The sequence below is a fragment of the Nocardioides sp. NPDC087217 genome, assembly GCF_044744805.1.
Classification (GTDB): Bacteria; Actinomycetota; Actinomycetes; order Propionibacteriales; family Nocardioidaceae; genus Nocardioides.
Window position 1 is genome coordinate 192,244 of the sequence record NZ_JBIUZB010000005.1, and the last position, 19,079, is coordinate 211,322.

At 69.1% G+C, this 19,079-nt stretch carries 18 protein-coding genes and 1 riboswitch; of the genes, 15 read left to right on the top strand and 3 right to left on the bottom strand.

Translation table 11 applies throughout. The annotated features are described in order from the left end of the window. Positions 1–111: 111 nt before the first annotated feature. Positions 112–897, bottom strand: coding sequence for a putative protein N(5)-glutamine methyltransferase (locus ACIO3S_RS21665; RefSeq protein ID WP_400467797.1), 786 nt, complete (start codon positions 895–897; stop codon positions 112–114). A 16-nt stretch (positions 898–913) separates the two neighbouring features. Between ACIO3S_RS21665 and ACIO3S_RS21670 the strand changes: the two genes are divergently transcribed. From ACIO3S_RS21670 to ACIO3S_RS21680, 3 genes are read left to right on the top strand one after another with little or no spacing between them, the layout of a single operon-like run. Beyond that, on the top strand, positions 914–1,270 hold the full coding sequence (locus tag ACIO3S_RS21670) for a hypothetical protein (protein ID WP_160026364.1): 357 nt from the start codon (positions 914–916) through the stop codon (positions 1,268–1,270). Next, positions 1,267–1,680, top strand: coding sequence for a hypothetical protein (locus tag ACIO3S_RS21675; RefSeq protein ID WP_400467798.1), 414 nt, complete (start codon positions 1,267–1,269; stop codon positions 1,678–1,680). Before ACIO3S_RS21670 ends, ACIO3S_RS21675 begins: the two co-directional genes overlap by 4 nt. Beyond that, on the top strand, positions 1,677–2,729 hold the full coding sequence (locus tag ACIO3S_RS21680) for an MBL fold metallo-hydrolase (RefSeq protein ID WP_400467799.1): 1,053 nt from the start codon (positions 1,677–1,679) through the stop codon (positions 2,727–2,729). The genes ACIO3S_RS21675 and ACIO3S_RS21680 overlap by 4 nt, the downstream gene beginning before the upstream one ends. On the opposite strand, the gene ACIO3S_RS21685 is transcribed toward ACIO3S_RS21680, so the two are convergent. After that, positions 2,719–3,150 (bottom strand): GNAT family N-acetyltransferase, encoded by a 432-nt coding sequence (locus ACIO3S_RS21685; RefSeq protein WP_400467800.1) that lies wholly within the window; start codon positions 3,148–3,150, stop codon positions 2,719–2,721. The two genes, ACIO3S_RS21680 and ACIO3S_RS21685, sit on opposite strands and share 11 nt — an antisense overlap. A gap of 30 nt (positions 3,151–3,180) precedes the next feature. Beyond that, a riboswitch (TPP riboswitch) is annotated at positions 3,181–3,289 on the top strand. On the opposite strand from ACIO3S_RS21685, the gene ACIO3S_RS21690 reads away from it, so the two are divergent. The 7 genes from ACIO3S_RS21690 (at position 3,286) to ACIO3S_RS21720 (ending at position 11,930) form a co-directional block, all read left to right on the top strand. Next, complete coding sequence (locus ACIO3S_RS21690; protein WP_400467801.1) at positions 3,286–4,347, top strand: thiamine ABC transporter substrate binding subunit; 1,062 nt, start codon at positions 3,286–3,288, stop codon at positions 4,345–4,347. (Overlaps the previous riboswitch by 4 nt.) After that, a complete protein-coding gene (locus ACIO3S_RS21695) occupies positions 4,344–6,002 on the top strand; it encodes an ABC transporter permease (RefSeq protein ID WP_400467802.1) in 1,659 nt (552 codons plus the stop codon). The genes ACIO3S_RS21690 and ACIO3S_RS21695 overlap by 4 nt, the downstream gene beginning before the upstream one ends. Positions 6,003–6,068: 66 nt before the next feature. Beyond that, entirely contained in the window at positions 6,069–7,160 is a 1,092-nt protein-coding gene (locus tag ACIO3S_RS21700; protein WP_400467803.1) for an ABC transporter ATP-binding protein, read from the top strand. An 11-nt stretch (positions 7,161–7,171) separates the two neighbouring features. Next, entirely contained in the window at positions 7,172–8,239 is a 1,068-nt protein-coding gene (locus tag ACIO3S_RS21705) for a phosphatase PAP2 family protein (protein ID WP_160026369.1), read from the top strand. A 31-nt stretch (positions 8,240–8,270) separates the two neighbouring features. Further along, entirely contained in the window at positions 8,271–10,184 is a 1,914-nt protein-coding gene (locus tag ACIO3S_RS21710; protein WP_400467804.1) for an acyl-CoA dehydrogenase, read from the top strand. Positions 10,185–10,410: 226 nt separating this feature from the next. Continuing rightward, positions 10,411–11,352 carry a type IV toxin-antitoxin system AbiEi family antitoxin domain-containing protein gene (locus ACIO3S_RS21715; RefSeq protein WP_400467805.1) on the top strand — a complete coding sequence of 314 codons (942 nt, stop codon included), beginning with the start codon at positions 10,411–10,413 and terminating at the stop codon, positions 11,350–11,352. A gap of 26 nt (positions 11,353–11,378) precedes the next feature. Further along, on the top strand, positions 11,379–11,930 hold the full coding sequence (locus tag ACIO3S_RS21720) for an AAA family ATPase (RefSeq protein ID WP_400467806.1): 552 nt from the start codon (positions 11,379–11,381) through the stop codon (positions 11,928–11,930). A 151-nt stretch (positions 11,931–12,081) separates the two neighbouring features. Here the strand turns inward: ACIO3S_RS21720 and ACIO3S_RS21725 are convergent, their stop codons facing one another. Then, positions 12,082–12,573 (bottom strand): inorganic diphosphatase, encoded by a 492-nt coding sequence (locus ACIO3S_RS21725; protein WP_160026373.1) that lies wholly within the window; start codon positions 12,571–12,573, stop codon positions 12,082–12,084. Positions 12,574–12,659: 86 nt separating this feature from the next. Here ACIO3S_RS21725 and dacB point away from each other — a divergent pair, with 86 nt between their 5' ends. From dacB to ftsH, 5 genes are all read left to right on the top strand, one after another. Next, positions 12,660–14,039 (top strand): D-alanyl-D-alanine carboxypeptidase/D-alanyl-D-alanine-endopeptidase, encoded by a 1,380-nt coding sequence (dacB, locus tag ACIO3S_RS21730; RefSeq protein WP_400467807.1) that lies wholly within the window; start codon positions 12,660–12,662, stop codon positions 14,037–14,039. 38 nt (positions 14,040–14,077) lie between these two features. Further along, the gene (locus ACIO3S_RS21735) at positions 14,078–15,127 is read left to right on the top strand and encodes a zinc-dependent metalloprotease (RefSeq protein ID WP_400467808.1); all 1,050 of its coding nucleotides are present in this window, start codon (positions 14,078–14,080) and stop codon (positions 15,125–15,127) included. Between the two features lie 79 nt (positions 15,128–15,206). Beyond that, complete coding sequence (gene tilS / locus ACIO3S_RS21740; protein ID WP_400467809.1) at positions 15,207–16,184, top strand: tRNA lysidine(34) synthetase TilS; 978 nt, start codon at positions 15,207–15,209, stop codon at positions 16,182–16,184. 118 nt (positions 16,185–16,302) lie between these two features. Further along, positions 16,303–16,854: a hypoxanthine phosphoribosyltransferase gene (gene hpt, locus ACIO3S_RS21745; protein ID WP_400467810.1), complete on the top strand. Its 552-nt coding sequence runs from the start codon at positions 16,303–16,305 to the stop codon at positions 16,852–16,854. Between the two features lie 151 nt (positions 16,855–17,005). Beyond that, positions 17,006–19,069, top strand: a complete 2,064-nt coding sequence (gene ftsH / locus ACIO3S_RS21750) for an ATP-dependent zinc metalloprotease FtsH (protein WP_400467811.1) — start codon at positions 17,006–17,008, stop codon at positions 19,067–19,069. Positions 19,070–19,079: the final 10 nt, after the last annotated feature.

The following is a 19,079-nucleotide window of genomic DNA, read 5'->3' on the forward strand; positions in this document are numbered from 1 at the left end:
GTCGTCCGCCGGTGGGGGGTGGACGAACTTCAAGGTGGCGGTCCCTCTGAATGCACACTGCGGGGGTGGTGTGCAATCAGAGGGACGCCTCGCTTTTCAGGCCATCGTCTTTCAGGCCATCGTCCCCGTCACCGCGGTCGCGTAGAGGTCCTCGTCGTGATGGATCTCCGCGACCAGCCCCTGCTCCCGCATCAGGCTCGCGGTGACGGGCGCCTGCTCCTGGCCGGACTCGATGACGAGTACGCCGCCGGGGGCCAGATGCTTCGGGGCCTGCTCGATCACGCGGCGCTGCACGTCGAGTCCGTCCGCGCCGCCGTCGAGGGCCACGTGGTGCTCGTGGTCGCGCGCCTCGGGCGGCATGTTGCGGATCTGGTCGCTGGGCACATACGGGGCGTTGGCCACGATCACGTCGAGCTCGAGGTCGTGGGGGAGCGGGTCGTAGAGGTCGCCGAGGAGCACCCGGCTCGGGGGCAGGTTCCACTTGGCGCAGGCGACGGCGGCCGGGTCGATGTCGGTGGCCCAGACCTCCGCGTCCGGGAGACGTGCCGCGACCGCGGCGCCCAGCGCTCCGGTCCCGCAGCCGAGATCGAGCACCTTCCGGGCCGCGCCCGGCTCGGCCGTCCGGCAGGCGAGCTCGACCATCAGCGCCGAGCGCTGCCGGGGGACGAACACCCCCGGCGCGACCCGGATCCGGAGCCCGCAGAACTCGGCCCAGCCCAGGATGAGCTCCAGCGGCTCGCCGGCCACGCGGCGTACGACCATCTCCTCCCGTTCATGGGCGGAGACCGGGGCGGACTCGAGCAGCGCCGCCTCGTCCTCGGCGAAGACACAGCCGGCGGCGCGGAGACGGGCGACGAGCCCCGGATCGGGGGCTGGGCCACGGGAGGTGGAGGTCATTGGAGAAGATTGGCACGTGGACGCCGTGACCCTGATCGGATTTATCGTGGCCGGGTATGCCGCGTTCGTGACGATCGCGGCCGTGCTCGGCGTTGTACTGAAGGCGCCCCGGCCCAAGTGGCTGGACCAGGTGGCGTGGATGCTGGAGCTCCTGGCTGTCGTGCTCGCGATCGGGGCGCTGGCGGCCTGGTCGGGCGGACGCAAGCCGGAGTCGCTGTCGACCTTCCTGGGCTACCTCGGCGCGCTGGTGTGCCTGATGCCGCTGGCGCTGCAGACGATGCGTACGGACCGCTCGACCTGGTCCTCGGGCGTGATCGCGGCGGCGGCCCTGGCGACGGGCGTCGTGGCCGTACGCGTCATGATGGTCCGGTGACCGCGACCTCACCTGCCAAGACTCGTTCCGGTCCGCATCTGGTGCTGCTGACCGTCTACGCGATCTTCGTGCTCGCCGCGGGCGCCCGGTCGCTGGTGCAGGTCTTCACCGACTTCGACGAGGCCCCGATCGCCTACTCGCTCTCGGTGGTCGCCGCGGCGACGTACGTCGCGGGCTGGTTCGCGATCCGCCGAGCCGCCAACGGGTCGGCGGGCTTCGCGAAGATCATGCTGTGGATCGAGCTGGGCGGCGTCATCGTCGTCGGTGTCCTGTCCTTGGCCGTGCCGTCCTGGTTCCCGGATGACTCGGTATGGTCGAAGTTCGGGAGCGGATACGGATTCGTTCCCGCCCTGTTGCCGATCCTGGGTCTGCTCTGGCTCTGGAAAGGTCGACCCGAAGGAGACCGATGAGTCAGTCGACAGCCACCGCCATCTCGCCTGACTCGGGGGAGCACTGGTCCGCTCCGGGAGCGTGGACGGTCGCCGACGGCGTACACCGGATCCCGCTGCCGCTGCCGATGGACGGGCTCAAGGCGGTCAACATCTACGTCCTCGAGGGCGACGACGGGCTCTCGCTGGTCGATGGCGGCTGGGCGATCACCGAGGGCCGCTCTGCGCTGGAGAACGGCCTGAAGAAGCTCGGCTTCGAGTTCGGTGACATCCGGCGCTTCCTGGTCACCCATGTGCACCGCGACCACTACACGCTCGCCTCGGTGCTCGGTCAGGAGTTCGGCGCGGACGTGCTGCTCGGCGCCGGCGACCGGCCGACCCTCGAGCTCACCAACGGCGACCTCGACGGCTGGGTCTCGACCGATCGGCTGCTCGCCCACGCCGGCGCGCACGAGCTGGCCGCGAAGTGGGCCGCCAACCCGCCGCCCGCGCCCGACCTGTCCCACTGGCGGATGCCTTCTCGGTGGTTGGAGGGCGACGTACGCCTCGACGTCGCCGGCCGCGACCTCGATGCCGTGCACACCCCTGGTCACACCCAGGGCCACTACGTCTACGCCGACCTGGCCGGCTCGGTCCTGTTCGCCGGCGACCACGTGCTGCCCACGATCACGCCGTCGATCGGCTTCGAGCCGGTGCCGGTCATCGACCCGCTCGGCGACTTCATGGCCTCGCTGACCAAGGTCCGCACCCTCCCCGACCTGCGCCTTCTCCCCGCCCACGGCCCCGTCGCCCCGTCGTCGCACGCCCGTGTCGACGAGCTGCTGGCCCACCACGAGTCCCGGCTCGCCCAGTCACTGGCGTCCCTGCAGGCAGGGAGGCGCTCGGCGCTCGAGGTGGCCAACGACCTCGGCTGGACCCGCCACGAGCGTGCCTTCGCCGAGCTCGACTACTTCAACGCCGGCCTCGCGGTCATGGAGACCAAGGCTCACCTCGAGCTGTTGGCCGCACGCGGTCAGGCCACCCGCGAGGAGACGGAGACCAGCGTGCTGTTCGCCCCCGTCAGCGGGTGAGGCGCATCGGGGTGTGCGGGATGCCGTCCTCGAGGAACTCCTCGCCGTCCTTCACGAACCCGAACTTGGCGTACCAGCCGGCCAGCGGCGTCTGAGCGTCGAGGACGATGTCGCGGTCGGTGAGGGCCTCGACGGCGGCCTTCATGATCACGTCGGCCAGACCCTTGCCGCGGTGGGTGGGGGCGAGGACGACGCGGCCGATCCGCCACACGTCGCCGTCGTCGAGGATGCGGGCGGTGCCGGCGAGCTGGTCGCCGTCGCTCAGCACCACGTGACGCGTTCCGGGCTCGAGGTCGCGGCCGTCCAGATCGGGGTACGGGCAGTCCTGCTCGACGATGAAGACGTCCTGGCGCAGCCGCCACAGGGCGTACGCGGTCTTCGGGGAGAGGTCGTCGAAGGACGAGATGGCGACGTCGGTCATGGGTCGATTCTGGCAAGCAGTAGTGTTGCCGGGAACAGACAGGGGAGGCCGGGAGGCCTGAGAGTGCGGCGAACAGCGCCGCAGACCCTCCGAACCTGCTCCGGTTGATACCGGCGAAGGGAGTCAGAAATGCGCATGCGTACGCCTGCCATCGCTGCCACTGCAATCTCGGCTCTGCTGCTGTCCGCGTGCGGTGGCAGCCCCGCCGAGCCGGACGCCAAGCCGTCGAGCGGCCCCGACGACAAGACCGTCGTGCTGCTGACGCACGACAGCTTCACGCTGCCGAAGGAGGTGCTGGCCGAGTTCACCGAGAAGACCGGCTACACCGCCGAGATCCGGCACGCGGGCGACGGTGGCGAGCTGACCACCAAGATCGCCATGGACACCGGCAACCCCGACGGTGACGCGGTCTTCGGCGTCGACAACACCTTCGCCAGCCGGGCGATCGACCAGGGCGCGCTGGAGGCGTACACGCCGGAGACGGTCCCGGCCGGGGTCGACGAGTTCAACCTCCCGGGCGACGAGAAGCACTTCCTCACCCCGGTCGACAACGGCAGCGTGTGCGTCAACATCGACACCGAGTGGTTCGCGGCCAAGAAGCTGACGCCGCCGGAGTCGCTCGACGACCTGGCCGAGCCTGCGTACAAGGATCTCTTCGTGACCCCCGGCGCGGCGACGTCGACGCCGGGCATGGCGTTCCTGCTGGCGACCGTCGCCGAGTACGGCGAGGATGGCTGGGCCGACTACTGGGGCAAGCTGATGGACAACGGCACCAAGGTCGTCGACGGCTGGGACCAGGCCTACTACTCCGACTTCACCCAGGGCGGCGGCAAGGGGACGCGACCGATCGTCGTGTCGTACGACTCCTCGCCGGCCTTCACCGTCAAGGACGGCAAGACGACGACGAAGGCGCTGCTGGACACCTGCTTCCGACAGGTCGAATACGCCGGCGTGCTCGAGGGCGCCGACCACCCCGAGGGCGCCAAGGCGCTGATCGACTTCATGCTCTCCGACAGCGTGCAGGGGGCACTGCCGGAGAGCATGTACGTGTTCCCCGTCTCCTCCGGCGTCGAGCTGCCCGCCGACTGGGCGAAGTTCGCCCAGCAGCCCACTGAACCGCTCTCCGTCGAGCCTGAGGCGATCGACGAGAACCGGGAAGCGTGGCTGGCGACCTGGAGTGACACGATCGCGCAGTGAGCTCCACCCGTCGTGCTGTGATCTGGCGGATCGGGACCCTGGTCGCGCTCGCCGCTCTCCCGGTGGCTGTGCTGGCGGTCTTCTTCGTCCTGCCGGTCACCGGGATGGTGCAGCGCGGCCTGTTCTTCGAGGGATCCTTCGACCCGTCGGTCGTGTCCAGGATCGTGGGGCGCCCGGAGATCCAGCGGGCGCTCTGGTTCACGCTGTGGTCCTCGGGCCTGGCGACGGTGCTGAGCGTCGCGCTCGGGCTGCCGGCTGCGTACGCGCTCTACCGGCTGAGCTTCCCGATGCAGCGGTTCATCCGGGCGGGACTGCTGGTGCCGTTCGTGCTCCCCACCGTCGTCGTCGGGGTCGCCTTCCGTGAGCTCATCGGCGAGGCCGGGCTGTTGGCCGGGTTGGGGCTCGACGGGACGCCGACCGCGATCATCCTCGGGCTGGTGTTCTTCAACGCCTCGGTGGTGATCCGCGCGGTCGGGGCGGCCTGGGAGTCGCTCGACCCGCGTCCCGGGGAGGCCGCTGCCGCGCTGGGCGCCTCGCCTTCCCGGGTCCTGTTGACCATCACCCTGCCGGCGCTGCGTCCCGCCATCGTCTCGGCGGCGTCGGTGGTCTTCCTCTTCTGCGCGACCGCGTTCGGGATCGTGCTCACCCTCGGTGGGGTGCGCTACAACAGCATCGAGACCGAGATCTACAAGCTGACCTTCACCCTGTTCGACCTTCCCGGTGCCGCGGTGCTGTCGGTGCTCCAGCTGGTGGTCGTCATCGGGCTGCTGGTCGTGGCCGGCCGGCTGCGATCGGTGCCGGACCCCGCGCAGTCCCGGGTCGTCGTACGCCGCCGGCGGGTCTCGCTGCGAGACATCCCGGCCCTGTTGTCGACGTCGGTGCTGGTCCTGCTGGTGGCCGGGCCGCTGCTCGCCCTGCTGCTCGGATCGCTGCGAGACGATGACCGGTGGAGTCTCCGGAACTACACGGCCCTGCAGACTCCTGGGTTCGACCCTCCGCTGCCGGTGCCGGCCACGACCGCGCTGATGACCTCGCTGGCAGTCGCGGTGCAGGCCTCGTTGGTCGCACTGACCCTCGGGCTGCTGGTGGCGTTCGCGGTGACGCGCCGGTCCCGTTCGGTCGCCGAGCGGCGAGTACGTTCCGTCCTGGACGGGCTGTTCATGGTGCCGCTCGGGGTCAGCGCCGTCACGCTGGGGCTCGGGCTCTACCTGACCCTCGGGTCGGACCCGCTCGACTTCCGCGACGAGCCGTGGCTGGTGCCGCTGGCGCAGGCTCTGGTGGCGTTGCCCCTGGTCGTTCGCACCCTGGTGCCGGTCCTGGGGTCGGTCGACGACCGTCTCCGGCAGGCCGCCGCCGGGCTCGGGGCCGGGCCGCTCCGCGCGGTCATGACCGTGGACGTACCGGCCATCTGGAAGCCTCTCCTCGCCTCCTCCGGGTTCGCCTTCGCGGCGTCGCTGGGGGAGTTCGGCGCGACGTCCTTCCTCGTCCGCGAGGAGCGGCCCACCCTTCCCGTCGTCATCCTGCGGTTGCTGTCCCGCCCGGGCTCGGACAATTACGGCATGGCCCTCGCCGCCGCCTGTGTCCTCGCCGCCGCCACCGCCGTCGTGATGCTCCTCGTCGAGCGTCTCCGCGTCCCCTCGATCGGAGCACTGTGAACGCCGCACCGCCGAAACCGCACCTGTGGGGGCCGAGTCCGCACTTGTGGCGGACGAAATGGCAGTTTGGTTCGCCAGAACTACCGATTCGGACACCAGAACTACCGTCTCGGCGGGATCGAGGTTGCGATGCTGTCGCTGCGTGAGGTCTCTGTGGCGTACGACGGGAAGGCTGCCGTCTCGGACGTCAGCCTGGAACTGGCGGACGGGGAGGTGCTGGCGCTGCTCGGGCCGTCGGGGTCGGGAAAGTCGACGCTGCTGCGGGCCGTGGCTGGGCTGGAGCCGGCGACGGGGGAGATCAGCTGGGACGGGCGCCCGCTGCGCGGGGTGCCGACGCACAAGCGCGGCTTCGCGCTGATGTTCCAGGACGGGCAGCTGTTCTCGCACCTCAGCGTCGCGAACAACGTCGCCTACGCGATGCGGTTGCGCCGGATCCCGGCCGCCGACCGTACGAGGAAGGTCGCCGACCTGCTGGAGCTCGTCGGCCTGGGCGGCTACCAGGACCGCCTGCCGGGCACGCTGAGCGGCGGTGAGCGACAGCGGGTCGCGCTTGCGCGGGCGCTCGCCGTCGAACCGCGGCTGCTGCTCCTCGACGAGCCGCTCTCCGCCCTCGACGCCGGGTTGCGGGAACGGCTCGCTGGCGACCTGCGACGGATCCTGCACGAGGCGGGCACCACCGCGCTGATGGTCACCCACGACCAGGAGGAGGCCTTCGCGGTCGCCGACCGGATCGCGCTCCTGCGCGACGGTCACCTCGTGCAGGCGGGGACCCTGCGGGAGGTGTGGGCGAGGCCGACGGACACCTGGGCCGCCCTGTTCCTGGGGTACGCCCGCGTGCTCGAGGGGCCGGCGGCGTACACGGTCCTGAAGGCCGCCGGGCTGGCACCGGCCGGAGCGGTCGCGCTCCGCCGCTCGGCCTTCGTCGCAGATCCGGCCGGCCCGCTCACCGGCACCGTGGTCTCGGCCAGGGCCACGCCGGAGCAGCATCGGCTCGTCGTACGTCTCGACGATGTCGGTGAGGTCGACGCCGTCGCCGACTCGGCACCGGCGCCGGGGGAGTCGGTCACGCTGAGGGTCGAGCCGAATCGGCTGGCCATACCCGAGACGGCCCAGGCGCCAGGCACCCAGGAATGGGCAGAGCAACCACCCGCCACTTAGAATTAGCGGCTATGTATCGCCGCGCTCAGATCTTCCTCGTCAGTAGCGCGCTGATCTTCGGCCTGATCGCAGTCGTGACCGCGCAGATCGTCGACAAGCGCATGCTCGACCCGGAGGGGTTCCTCGGACCGTCCTGGCTCCGCCTTCCCCTCCTCGTCGGAGCTGCGCTCCTCGTCGACCTCGTGCCACGAACGCTGTGGAAGTCCAAGTTCAAGTGGAAGGACATGGGGCCGATCTTCAAGGAGCGTGTCCGCACCCACTGGACCCGTGAGCGGCTGACACTCGTGGCGTTGGGCATCGTCTGCTTCTACCTGGTCTACGTCTGCTACCGGAACCTCAAGTCGTTCCTGCCGTTCGTGGTGCCGGAGACCTATGAGTTCGACCACGAGCTGCACCTGATCGACAAGGCGGTGCTCTTCGGTGCCGACCCGGCGATCCTGCTCCACGACCTCCTCGGCACCGGCTGGGTGGCCTGGTTCCTCTCCTACATCTACATGTGGTTCCTGCCGCTGGTGCCGTTCGCCGTCGCCGCGTGGCTGGTCTGGTCGCGCAACCTGGCCTACGGCTACTGGTTCGTCGCCTCGCAGTGCATCGCCTGGATCCTCGGCACGGTCTCCTACTACTGCCTGCCGACGGTCGGTCCGGGCCTGCAGTACCCCTATCTCTACGCCGACCTGCCCGAGACGCCGGCGAGCACCCTGATGGAGTCGCTGGTCTTCACCAGGCAGCACGTCCTCTTCGACGTCGACGCCAACGTGGTGCAGTCGGTCGGTGGCTTCGCCTCGCTGCACTGCGGCATCACCTTGCTGGTGGCGCTGATGATCCACGCCACGATCGACAACAAGATCGCCCGCTGGGCCGGCTGGATCAACTTCGGGATCACGGTCGTGGCGACCGTCTACTTCGGCTGGCACTACCTCGCCGACGACATCGCGGGCTGCATGATCGCGCTCGTCGCCTACTACTTCGGTGGCCTCGCGGCCGGCCAGAAGTTCCAGCGCAAGGGTGTGCGACGGCTCGTCCCGGAGTCCGACGAGATCGCCGAACGCGAGGCGAAGGTCGCCCACGAGCTGACCTGATCCGGGACCCCTCTCGGCTTAAGGTGGCGGTGTGACCGCCATCGATGCAGCCTCACTGACCGCACTTCTCGACGGGCGATACGCGGGAGTCCGGGAGGACGTACGCAAGTCCCTGATCGAGCGCGCCGACTTCCTCGACGAGGTCGAGGAACTGCCCCGGCCCGAGTATCGCGAACGCGTACGGGAGGTGCTCCTCGACGTCTCCGCGACCGGTCTGACCGGGCTCGGGTTCCCGAAGGAGTACGGCGGGGGTGGTGACGTCGGCGCCTCCATCGCCGCCTTCGAGGAGATGGCCGGCGGCGACCTGTCGCTGCTGGTGAAGTCGGGCGTGCAGTTCGGGCTCTTCGGCGGCGCGATCCTGCAGCTCGGCACGGCGCGGCACCACGACCGCTACCTCGCCGACGTCGTCTCCGGGCGCCTGCTCGGCTGCTTCGCGATGACCGAGCACGGCCACGGCTCCAACGTGGCCGCGGTGGCGACCGTGGCCACCTACGACCCGGATGCGCGGGAGTTCGTCATCGAGACGACCCGGGAGGATGCGTACAAGGACTACATCGGCAACGCCGCCGCTCACGGTGAGCTCGCGGTCGTCTTCGCCCAGCTCGTGGTCGGCGGCGAGGAGCGCGGGGTGCACGCGTTCGTGGTGCCGATCCGGGTCGACGGGGCGCCGGCGCCCGGGGTCAGGATCGCGGACGACGGACCCAAGATGGGGCTCAACGGCGTCGACAACGGACGGCTGTGGTTCTCGGGCGTGCGGGTGCCGCGTACGTCTCTCCTGAACCGCTTCGCGGACGTCACCGAGGCCGGCGAGTACGTCTCCGAGATCGAGTCGGCCGGACGGCGCTTCTTCACCATGCTCGGCACGCTCGTGCAGGGACGCGTCTCGGTCGGCGGCGCCGCGATCCGGGCCTCGGAGGTCGCGCTGACGATCGCCGTCCGCTACGCGCTGCGGCGCCGGCAGTTCGAGGCGTCGGCGGACGCCGAGGAGTCGCTGCTCCTCGACTACGGCCAGCATCAGCGGCGCCTGCTGCCGCTGGTAGCGCGGACCTATGCGCTGCGCTTCGCGCAGGAGGTCGTACGCGACGACCTGCACGACGTCTTCTCCGGCGTGACGACCTCCGAGCACGCCCGGCGCGAGCTCGAGTCGCGAGCGGCCGGCACCAAGGCCCTGGCGACCTGGCACGCGACCCGGACGATCCAGGAGTGCCGCGAGGCGTGCGGCGGCGCGGGCTACCTGGCCGCCAACCGGTTCGCGGCCCTGAAGGCCGACACCGACGTCTTCACGACCTTCGAGGGCGACAACACGGTGCTGCTGCAGCTGGTCGCCAAGGGGCTGCTCACCGGCTACTCCAGCGAGTTCGAGGAGATGGACCAGCTCGATCTCGTACGTTTTGTCGCCGGTCTCGCCGTCGAGACGGTCCTGGAGCGGACGGCAGTGCACAAGCTGCTCGAGCGGGTCCGCGACGTCGTACCGATCGCCGGGGAGCGCGAGCCAGACATCCTCGACTCCGACTACCACCTGGCGATGCTGCGCTTCCGCGAGGAGCACATGCTCGCCGGCGTCGCCCGGCGCCTCCAGTCCGGCGTCAAGGCCGGACGGTCCCCGGGCGAGGTGTTCTCGATGGTGCAGGACCACGTCATCGGGGTCGCTCACGCGCACGTCGAGCGGCTGATCCACGAGGCGTTCCGGGAGAAGGTCCGCGTGCTCCCCGAGGGTCCCGTACGCGACCTGATGGACCTCCTCTGCGACCTCAGCGCCCTCTCGGTCATCGAGGCCGACCGCGCCTGGTTCATGGAGCACGGCCGCCTTTCCTCCGAGCGCTCCAAGGCCATCACCGCCGAGGTCAACCGCCTCTGCCGCCAGCTGCGCCCGGACGCGCGGCTGCTCGTCGACGGCTTCGGCGTGCCGGAGGAGCTGCTGCGGTCGGAGGACCTGCTCGGCTGAGGCGGGGCGGCTGGATGCTCACCGAGGTAACTCGGTCGGGTGTCACTTCCTTCGTGGAGTTCCGCGAAGGAAGCGCGCGGCTACTGAGTTACCTCGGTGAGCATCCACCGGCGCATCGCGCAACAGCGGGCCGCTGACTATCCACAGGCAACGTTCGGGCCGGAGTTATCCACAGCGAGCCGATTTCTGGTCGGCATTCTCGGCATCGGGACGAACCCTGGATCGCATGGACCCACTACGAATCATCACCGCCTCTGAAGGCTTCTTCACCCGCCGCGAAGCCAAGAACGCCGGCTATGCAGACCGCGAGATCACCGCGGTCGTCCGTCAGGGCGCATGGCATCGGATCAGGCGCGGGGCATACGTGTTCGCCGACGAATGGGCAGCGCTCGACCCGGTTGGACGCCACCGCGTGCGTGCGCGGGCCGTGCAGCGTTCGCTGGGCGGCAAGATCGCGTTGAGTCACGCGTCCGGCATGGTCGCTCACGGCATCGACCTGTGGGGTGTGGACCTCGCCAAGGTGCACGTGACCAGGCTCGATGGCGCAGGAAGACCGCTCGAGGGAGACGTCGTCCATCACCTGGGGGCGGTCAGGGACGACGAGGTCGAGACACACGACGGGCTGCGTACGCTGCCTGCGGTGCGATGCGCACTGGAGACGAGCCTCCAGGCCGCCGACGAGGTGACTCAGTGCCTTCTCGATGCCGGCCTTCGAGCGAAGGCGTTCACGAAGGAGGAGCTGATCGCCGAGTACAAGCGGATGAACCAGTGGCCCTTCAGTCATCCGCTCGGAGCCGCTGTCGCACACGCTGATCCGCTGGCGGGATCGATCGGGGAGTCGCGATGCCTGTGGCTCTTCCGCGTCGGAGGTCTGCCGCGCCCAGAGTTGCAGGTGCCGGTCTACCGCGCTGACGGTTCGCTGGTGGGCATCGTCGACTGGGCTTGGCCCCAGTTCAGGTTGTTCGGCGAGTTCGACGGCAAGGTCAAGTACGGAAAGCTGCTCAGGCCCGGCCAGTCGCCCAGCGACGCGCTGTTCGAGGAGAAGCGACGCGAGGACGAGATCCGAGAGATCACCGGCTACGGGTTCGTGCGCGTCATCTGGGTCGACCTGGACACTCCGCAGCGGACGTTGGCCCGGTTCGAGTCTCGGATGCGGGTCGCCAGCTGAACGACGACGGGTGGTTGACTTGCCACGTGGCCAGGCTGATCCTCATCAACGGAATGCCCGGGGTAGGAAAGTCGACGCTCGCCAGGCGCTTCGCGGCCGACCACCCCGGCACGCTGGTCTGCGACATCGACCTGTTGCGCACCTTCATCAGCGGGTGGAGAGACGACTTCATCGGTGCCGGCGCACGGATCCGGCCCGCGGCGCTGGGGCTGATCCGTGGGTACCTCAGCGAGTCCGGCGACGTCGTGCTTCCACAGCTGTTCGCCAGAGTCGGTGAGCTCCAACGTTTCGAGAGGGCGGCGCACGACGCCGGAGCCGAGTTCGTCGAGGTCATGCTCGCGACCGTCGAGGACGACGCGCTACGCCGCTTCCACGGACGCGATGACGGCGACGACCCGTGGCATCCGATCGTGAAAGAGATCGTGGCGGAGTCCGGTGGCGACGAGCACCTCCGTGCGTACGCCGCCAAGCTCGCCGACCTGGTCGCCCAACGCCCCGCTACCAAGGTCGTCCCGACCGTCGCGGGCGAGGTGGAAGCGACCTACGCCTCCTTGCGCGCCGCGCTGGCTGAATGCTGACCGAGTTACCTCGGTAAACGAACACTTCCTTCGCGGAACTCCACGAAGGAAGTGACACTCGACCGAGTTACCTCGGTCAACATTCGCGCGCCCAGACCGAGTTACCCTTCGACAAGCTCAGGACATCGCCTCGGTCAGCAGGCGACAAGCCTCAGTGAGCGGTGTTCTTGAACCGGTCGATGGACGCGGCGATCTCCGACTCCGCAGCAGCCTTGCCGACCCAGTCGGAGCCTTTGACGGACTTGCCGGGCTCGAGGTCCTTGTAGTGCTCGAAGAAGTGCTTGATCTCGTTGAGCGTCCACTCGTCGACATCCGCGAGGTCCTGGATGTGGTCGAAGCGGGGGTCGCAGGGGACGCAGAGGACCTTCTCGTCCTGGCCCTGCTCGTCCTCCATGACGTACATCGCGACAGCCCGGGCCTCGACCAGCACACCTGGGAAGAGCGGGTAGGGGGTGAGCACCAGCGCGTCGAGCGGGTCACCATCCCCACCGAGGGTGTCCTCGATGTAGCCGTAGTCTGCGGGGTACATCATGGAGGTGAACAGCACGCGGTCGAGTCGAAGCCGGTTCGACTCGTGGTCCACCTCGTACTTGTTGCGGGATCCCTTGGGGACCTCGATCAGTACGTCGAACTCCTGCGTCACTTCTCTGCCTCCAGACAAACCCAAAAACGGAATGCCGGACAGTCTGACACCGATCTGCGTCGGATCCGGCATCGAGGAGGATATCCGTGGAGCCCGACACCCCGCCGAAGTGGCCATCAGAGGAGCCTGAGGAGGGCCGCGGAAAGCTCGTGGTCGTGCTGCCGCTGGTGCTCGCGCTGTTGGTGGGAGTCGCGGCTGCAGCGTACGCCTTGGGGTGGGTCCGCTACGCGCGCGGCAATGTCGCGCCGACCCCTCCGCCGGCCCCGCTGAGCATCGCCGCGGTCAGTCCAGCAGCGGTCGCCGGCCAGCAGACCAGAGCTCCGGGAAAGCCTGATCAGGCCGCGCTGGAGCAGGTGATGCGCGAGATGGTCGGCGACAAGCGGCTCGGCAAGCACCTCAAGGCGGCGATCGCGCCGCTCGAGGGCGCTCCGCTGGTGACCCACGGCAGCGGGGCCGCGACCCCGGCGAGCGTCACGAAGGTGCTGACCAGCGTGGCGGTGCTGGAGGCGTACGGTCCGGAGCGCCGGTTCGAGACCAGCACCACGCTCCAGGGGAGCACCGTCACCCTCGTCGGCGGAGGTGACGCATCTCTCAGCGCCAGCGACCTCGACGACCTCGCCGCGGAGACGGCGCGGGAGCTCGGCACCACCAAGTCGGTGACCCTCGCCTTCGACGACACCCTCTTCGGTGGCCCGACCCTGAGCCCCACCTGGCGACGCACCTATCTGGGTGAGGAGGTCGGCGGGATCACCGCGCTGCTGGTCGACCACGGCGGCTCCCAGTCGACCGGCTACAGCCGGGATCCGTCCATGCAGGCCGCCGAGCAGTTCAAGAAGGCCCTGGTCAAGCGCGGGATCAAGGTGAACGGCAAGCCCGCGCGGGGGACGAAGGCCGGCACCCAGCTCGCCGTACGTCAGGGCGACACCCTGCGCGAGATCGTCGAATACACCCTGCAGCACAGCGACAACCAGCTCGCCGAGGTGCTCGCCCGGCACGTCGGGCTCGCGGCCGGCACCCCGACGTTCGACGGCTCCACCGCGGCGATCACGGCCACCCTGAAGGAGCTCGGCATCGACACCACCGGCCTGGTCCTCCGCGACGGCTCCGGCCTCTCCCGGCAGAACCAGATCCCGCCGACGCTGCTGGTGAGCACGCTCCAGACCGCCGCCAGCCCCAACCGCCCCGAGCTCGCCCCGGCGATGACCGGGCTTCCGGTCGCCGGCTGGGTCGGCTCGCTCTCGCGGCGGTTCAACTTCGACGCCGAGCCGGGTCGCGGCCGCGTCCGGGCGAAGACCGGCACCCTCACCGGCGTCTCCGGCCTCTCCGGCATCGCGATCGACGCGCGCGGCACGCCGTTCGTCGTCGTACTCATGGCCGACGGCTTCAAGCCCGAGCAGACCCTGGACGTACGCGACGCCCTCGACGACGCGATCACGGCGGTCGCGACGTGTCGATGCTCGGCATAGGGCCGCCTGCATAGGTTCGGTCGGCTACGGTCGTACGCATGACCCATCGTGCTGAGGACCCCGCCCCGTCCGGAGCGACCATGGTCGACTGGGACCTGGCCGTACGCCTTGGTGCGACGGTCGGTGGAGATGGCCCGATCGTCTCGCGCAGCGAGGCCCAGCACGCCGTCGAGGAGCTGCGCGCGGACGCCGCCAAGGCGACCGAGTTCGTACGCGCCTTCACCGGTCTGGACGCGCCGCGTGACACGGCGCCGGTCCTGGTGGTGGACAGAAGGGGCTGGATCCAGGCCAACGCCGACACCTTCGCCCACGTGATCTCGCCGGTCGTCGACCGGATCACCGCGAAGCGCACCCCGGGAGCCCTCACGCAGGCGGTCGGCTCCAAGATCAGCGCGGCCGAGGTCGGCGGCCTGCTCGGCTTCATGTCCTCGAAGATCCTCGGCCAGTTCGACCCGTTCTACGGGCCGTCGGGGCGGCTGCTGCTGGTCGCGCCCAACGCCGTCCACGTCGAGCGCGAGCTCGGTCTGGACCCGACCGACTTCCGGCTGTGGGTCTGCCTCCACGAGGAGACCCACCGGGTCCAGTTCACCGCCAGCCCGTGGATGCGCGACCACCTCTTCGCCCAGATCGAGGGCCTCTCCGAAGCGATGGACCCGGCCTCGCTCTTCGACGGCGGGCTGCAGCGCGTCACCGAGGCGCTCAAGGGCAACGGCAGCATCGTGGACGCGTTCGCCAAGCCCGAGCAGAAGGAGATCATCGACCGGGTCACCGGGATGATGTCGCTGCTCGAGGGCCACGCCGACGTGGTCATGGACGACGTCGGCCCCGGCGTGATCCCGAGCGTCACCACGATCCGCAAGGCGTTCAACAAGCGTCGCCAGGGCATCGGCGTCCTCGACCGTCTGCTGCGCCGCCTGCTCGGGCTGGAGGCCAAGATGGCCCAGTACCGCGACGGCGCGAAGTTCGTACGCCACGTGGTCGACCGCGTCGGCATGGAGGAGTTCAACGCCGTCTTCGCCGGCCCCGAGAACCTCCCGACCAAGGCCGAGATCGTCGAGCCGGACACCTGGGTGACCCGGGTCCTGTGAGCGAGCGTCAGCGAGCGACCATTCAGAACAACATGCCGCCGCTCCCGTATTCTTCGCTCTCCTCGACGGGGGCGGCGGCATGAGCTTGCACCCCTCCCTCGCCGCAGTACGTCGCCCGGTCCGCGCCACGCTCGAGCGGCTCGAGCCGGGCGAGAAGGTGATGGTGGCCTGCTCCGGGGGAGCGGACTCGCTGGCGCTGGCCTCAGCCGCGGTCTTCGAGGGCCACAAGCTCGGGCTGCACATCATCGCCGCGACCGTCGACCACGGGCTGCAGGACGGCAGCCAGGCACAGGCCGCGAAGGTCGTGGGTCAGCTCGCCGAGATGGGCGTCGACGAGACCGTGACCGCGACGGTGGAGGTCAAGGCCGACGGTGAGGGTCCCGAGGCCGCGGCGCGGCAGGCCCGCTACGCGGTCCTCGACCAGCTCGCCGAGCGCCTCGGCGCGAGCGTGATCCTGCTCGGGCACACCCGCGACGACCAGGCCGAGACCGTGCTGCTGGGCCTGACCCGGGGCTCGGGCGCACGCAGCCTATCCGGGATGCGCGCGAGCTTCGACCGCTATCGCCGTCCGCTCCTGGCGACGACCAGGATCGACACCGAGACCGCCTGCCAGATCGAGGGCCTCGACGTCTGGCAGGACCCGCACAACCGCGACTTCGCCTACACCCGCGCGCGCATCCGCCACCGCGTCCTGCCCACGCTCGAGGAGGACCTCGGCCCGGGGGTCGCCGACGCGCTGGCTCGCACCGCCGAGCAGCTCCGCGAGGACGCCGACTTCATCGACGACATCGCCGAGGCGATGCACCGCGAGCTCGGTGGATCCCTCCCCGTCGAGACCCTCGCCGGGTATCCGTCCGCCGTCCGCACAAGAGTCCTCCGGATCGCCGCGATCGAAGCCGGCTGCCCACCGGCGGAGCTGACCCGTGAGCACGTCTTGGCGATCGATCGGTTGGTCACTGACTGGCGCGGCCAGCGCTGGATCGACCTTCCCGGACACCGCCAGGCCGTACGTCGCGACGGCTCGATCCACATCCGACCTGCGTCGAGCGGGTCGTAAGGCGGACTTCTCAGGGTGTTCCTGCACTTCTCTGGCATTGCAACGCCTGAGAAGTGCAGGGATACCCGGTGAACCGGGTATTCCGCCGCATGCGTCACCACCATCTAGAGTGACCGACATGGACACCGAGTACGTCGGCGACGACCTCGTGAAGACCCTGTTCACCCACGACGAGATCCAGGCCAAGGTCGAAGAGCTGGCCCGCCGGATCGAGAAGGACTACGAGGGTCAGGAGCTGCTGATCGTCGGCGTCCTGCGCGGCGCGGTGATGATCATGGCCGACCTCGCGCGCGCCCTGAACCGCCACGTCGAGATGGACTGGATGGCCGTCTCCTCCTACGGCTCCGGCACCAAGTCGTCCGGTGTGGTGAGGATCCTGAAGGACCTCGACACCGACGTCACCGGCAAGCACGTGCTCGTCGTGGACGAGATCATCGACTCCGGCCTGACCCTGACCTGGCTGACCTCCAACCTCAGCAGCCGCGGCCCGGCGAGCATCGAGATCGCCACCCTGCTCCGCAAGCCCGAGGCGGTCAGCATGCCGGTCGACGTGAAGTACGTCGGCTGGGACATCCCCGACGAGTTCGTGGTCGGCTACGGCCTCGACTTCAACGAGAAGTACCGCAACCTGCGCGACATCTCGACCCTCGCGCCGCACATCTACAGCTGAGGCTGGAACTGAGCCGGCGAGCGCCTGCTGTTACGCCAACAGCGGAACCGCGCAGATGGGGTGGGCACGATTTGGCGTGTACCGTCGTTCTAAATGACGTGCACGCTGCCCTGCGTGCGTGTCTGACCCCGTAAACGGTTGAAAGAAGCCTGTGAAGCGCATATTCAAAGGTCCCTGGCTGTGGATCATCGTGGCAGTGCTCGGTGTGATCCTGGCGCTGCAGTACCTCGCCCCCCGCAACGGCGGCGACGAGATCACCACGAGCCAGCTGACGTCGTACATCCAGGACGACAAGGTCAAGGAGATCACGTTCGTCGACGGCGACCAGGAGATCAAGGCGACCTTGGTCAAGGGCACCCGTGATGGCGGCTCCGAGGTCACGACCTCCTGGGTCGACGGTGACCAGGAAGCGCTCATCGAGATGGTGCGCAAGACCCAGGCCGAGGGTGAGAACCTCAAGAAGTTCAACTCCGAGGTGGCCAAGCCCTCCGTGCTCGGCTCGATCCTGAGCTTCCTGCTTCCGTTCGTGCTGATCATCGTGCTGTTCCTGTTCCTGATGAACTCGGTCCAGGGCGGTGGCGGTCGCGGGGTCATGCAGTTCGCCAAGTCCAAGGCGAAGCTGATCACCAAGGACATGCCCAAGACGACGTTCGCCGACGTCGCCGGTGCTGACGAGGCGGTCGAGGAGCTCCAGGAGATCAAGGAGTTCCTGCAGGAGCCGGCGAAGTTCCAGGCCGTCGGCGCCAAGATCCCCAAGGGCGTGCTGCTCTACGGCCAGCCAGGCACTGGTAAGACCCTGCTCGCGCGAGCCGTCGCGGGCGAGGCCGGCGTGCCGTTCTACTCGATCTCCGGTTCGGACTTCGTCGAGATGTTCGTCGGTGTGGGTGCGAGCCGTGTCCGCGACCTGTTCGAGCAGGCCAAGGAGAACGCTCCCGCCATCGTCTTCATCGACGAGATCGACGCCGTCGGTCGTCACCGTGGTGCCGGCATGGGCGGTGGCCACGACGAGCGCGAGCAGACGCTCAACCAGCTCCTCGTTGAGATGGACGGCTTCGACGTACGCGGCGGGGTCATCCTGATCGCGGCGACCAACCGTCCCGACGTGCTCGACCCGGCGCTGCTGCGCCCGGGCCGCTTCGACCGCCAGATCCAGGTGGATGCTCCCGACCTCGCCGGTCGCGAGAAGATCCTGCAGGTCCACGCCCGCGGCAAGCCGCTGGCCGGCGACATCGACCTCGACTCGGTCGCCCGCCGGACCCCCGGGTTCTCCGGTGCCGACCTGGCCAACGTGCTCAACGAGGCCGCGCTGCTGACCGCCCGCAGCGACCAGAAGCTGATCACCAACAAGGCGCTCGACGAGGCCATCGACCGAGTCATCGCCGGCCCGCAGAAGCGCACGCGTCTGATGAGCGAGCAGGAGAAGCTCATCACCGCCTACCACGAGGGTGGCCACGCGCTGGTCGCCGCCGCCCTTCCGGGCCCGGACGTGGTCCAGAAGATCACGATCCTGCCGCGCGGCAAGGCGCTGGGCTACAACCTGGTCATGCCCGACGACGACCAGTACTCGCAGACCCGGTCCTCGATGCTCAACAAGCTCTCCTACATGCTCGGTGGCCGTGCTGCGGAGGAGCTCATCTTCCACGACCCGACGACGGGTGCCGGCAACGACATCGAGAAGGCAACCAACCTCGCCCGTGCGATGGTCACCCAGTTCGGTATGACCGAGCGCCTCGGTGCGATCAAGCTGGGTGAGTCCAACGGGGAGCCGTTCCTGGGCCGCGACATCGGTCACCAGCGCAACTACTCCGAGGAGGTCGCCGCCGTCGTCGACGACGAGACCAAGAAGCTCCTCGCCACCGCGCACCAGGAGGCCTTCGACATCCTCGAGGAGAACCGGGACGTCCTCGACAACCTGGTGCTGCAGCTCCTCGAGAAGGAGACGCTCTCCAAGCACGAGGTCGCCGAGATCTTCGAGCCGCTGCGTCGCCGCGACCCGCGTCCGGCCTGGACCGGCTCCGACACCCGCCGTCCTTCCGACCGCCCGGCGGTCGAGATCCCGCGGTGGATCGTCGAGCGCGACAAGGAGAACCTCGCCAAGGCGATCCGAGCCGCCGGGAAGCAGTCCGGTGCCCAGGCCGGGGCCCAGTCCGCCAACGGTGTCGACCTCGCCAAGCCGACCGAGGCCGGATCGCCCGAGGGCACCCCGCCCGCCTGATACTGAAGAC

Excerpts from the sequence above, each read along its gene's own strand:
- ACIO3S_RS21665 (WP_400467797.1), bottom strand. The coding sequence starts at position 897 with ATGACCTCCACCTCCCGTGGCCCAGCCCCCGATCCGGGGCTCGTCGCC.
- ACIO3S_RS21680 (WP_400467799.1), top strand. The coding sequence starts at position 1,677 with ATGAGTCAGTCGACAGCCACCGCCATCTCGCCTGACTCGGGGGAGCAC.
- ACIO3S_RS21685 (WP_400467800.1), bottom strand. The coding sequence starts at position 3,150 with ATGACCGACGTCGCCATCTCGTCCTTCGACGACCTCTCCCCGAAGACC.
- ACIO3S_RS21690 (WP_400467801.1), top strand. The coding sequence starts at position 3,286 with ATGCGTACGCCTGCCATCGCTGCCACTGCAATCTCGGCTCTGCTGCTG.
- ACIO3S_RS21705 (WP_160026369.1), top strand. The coding sequence starts at position 7,172 with ATGTATCGCCGCGCTCAGATCTTCCTCGTCAGTAGCGCGCTGATCTTC.
- ACIO3S_RS21715 (WP_400467805.1), top strand. The coding sequence starts at position 10,411 with ATGGACCCACTACGAATCATCACCGCCTCTGAAGGCTTCTTCACCCGC.
- ACIO3S_RS21735 (WP_400467808.1), top strand. The coding sequence starts at position 14,078 with ATGACCCATCGTGCTGAGGACCCCGCCCCGTCCGGAGCGACCATGGTC.
- tilS (WP_400467809.1), top strand. The coding sequence starts at position 15,207 with ATGAGCTTGCACCCCTCCCTCGCCGCAGTACGTCGCCCGGTCCGCGCC.
- hpt (WP_400467810.1), top strand. The coding sequence starts at position 16,303 with ATGGACACCGAGTACGTCGGCGACGACCTCGTGAAGACCCTGTTCACC.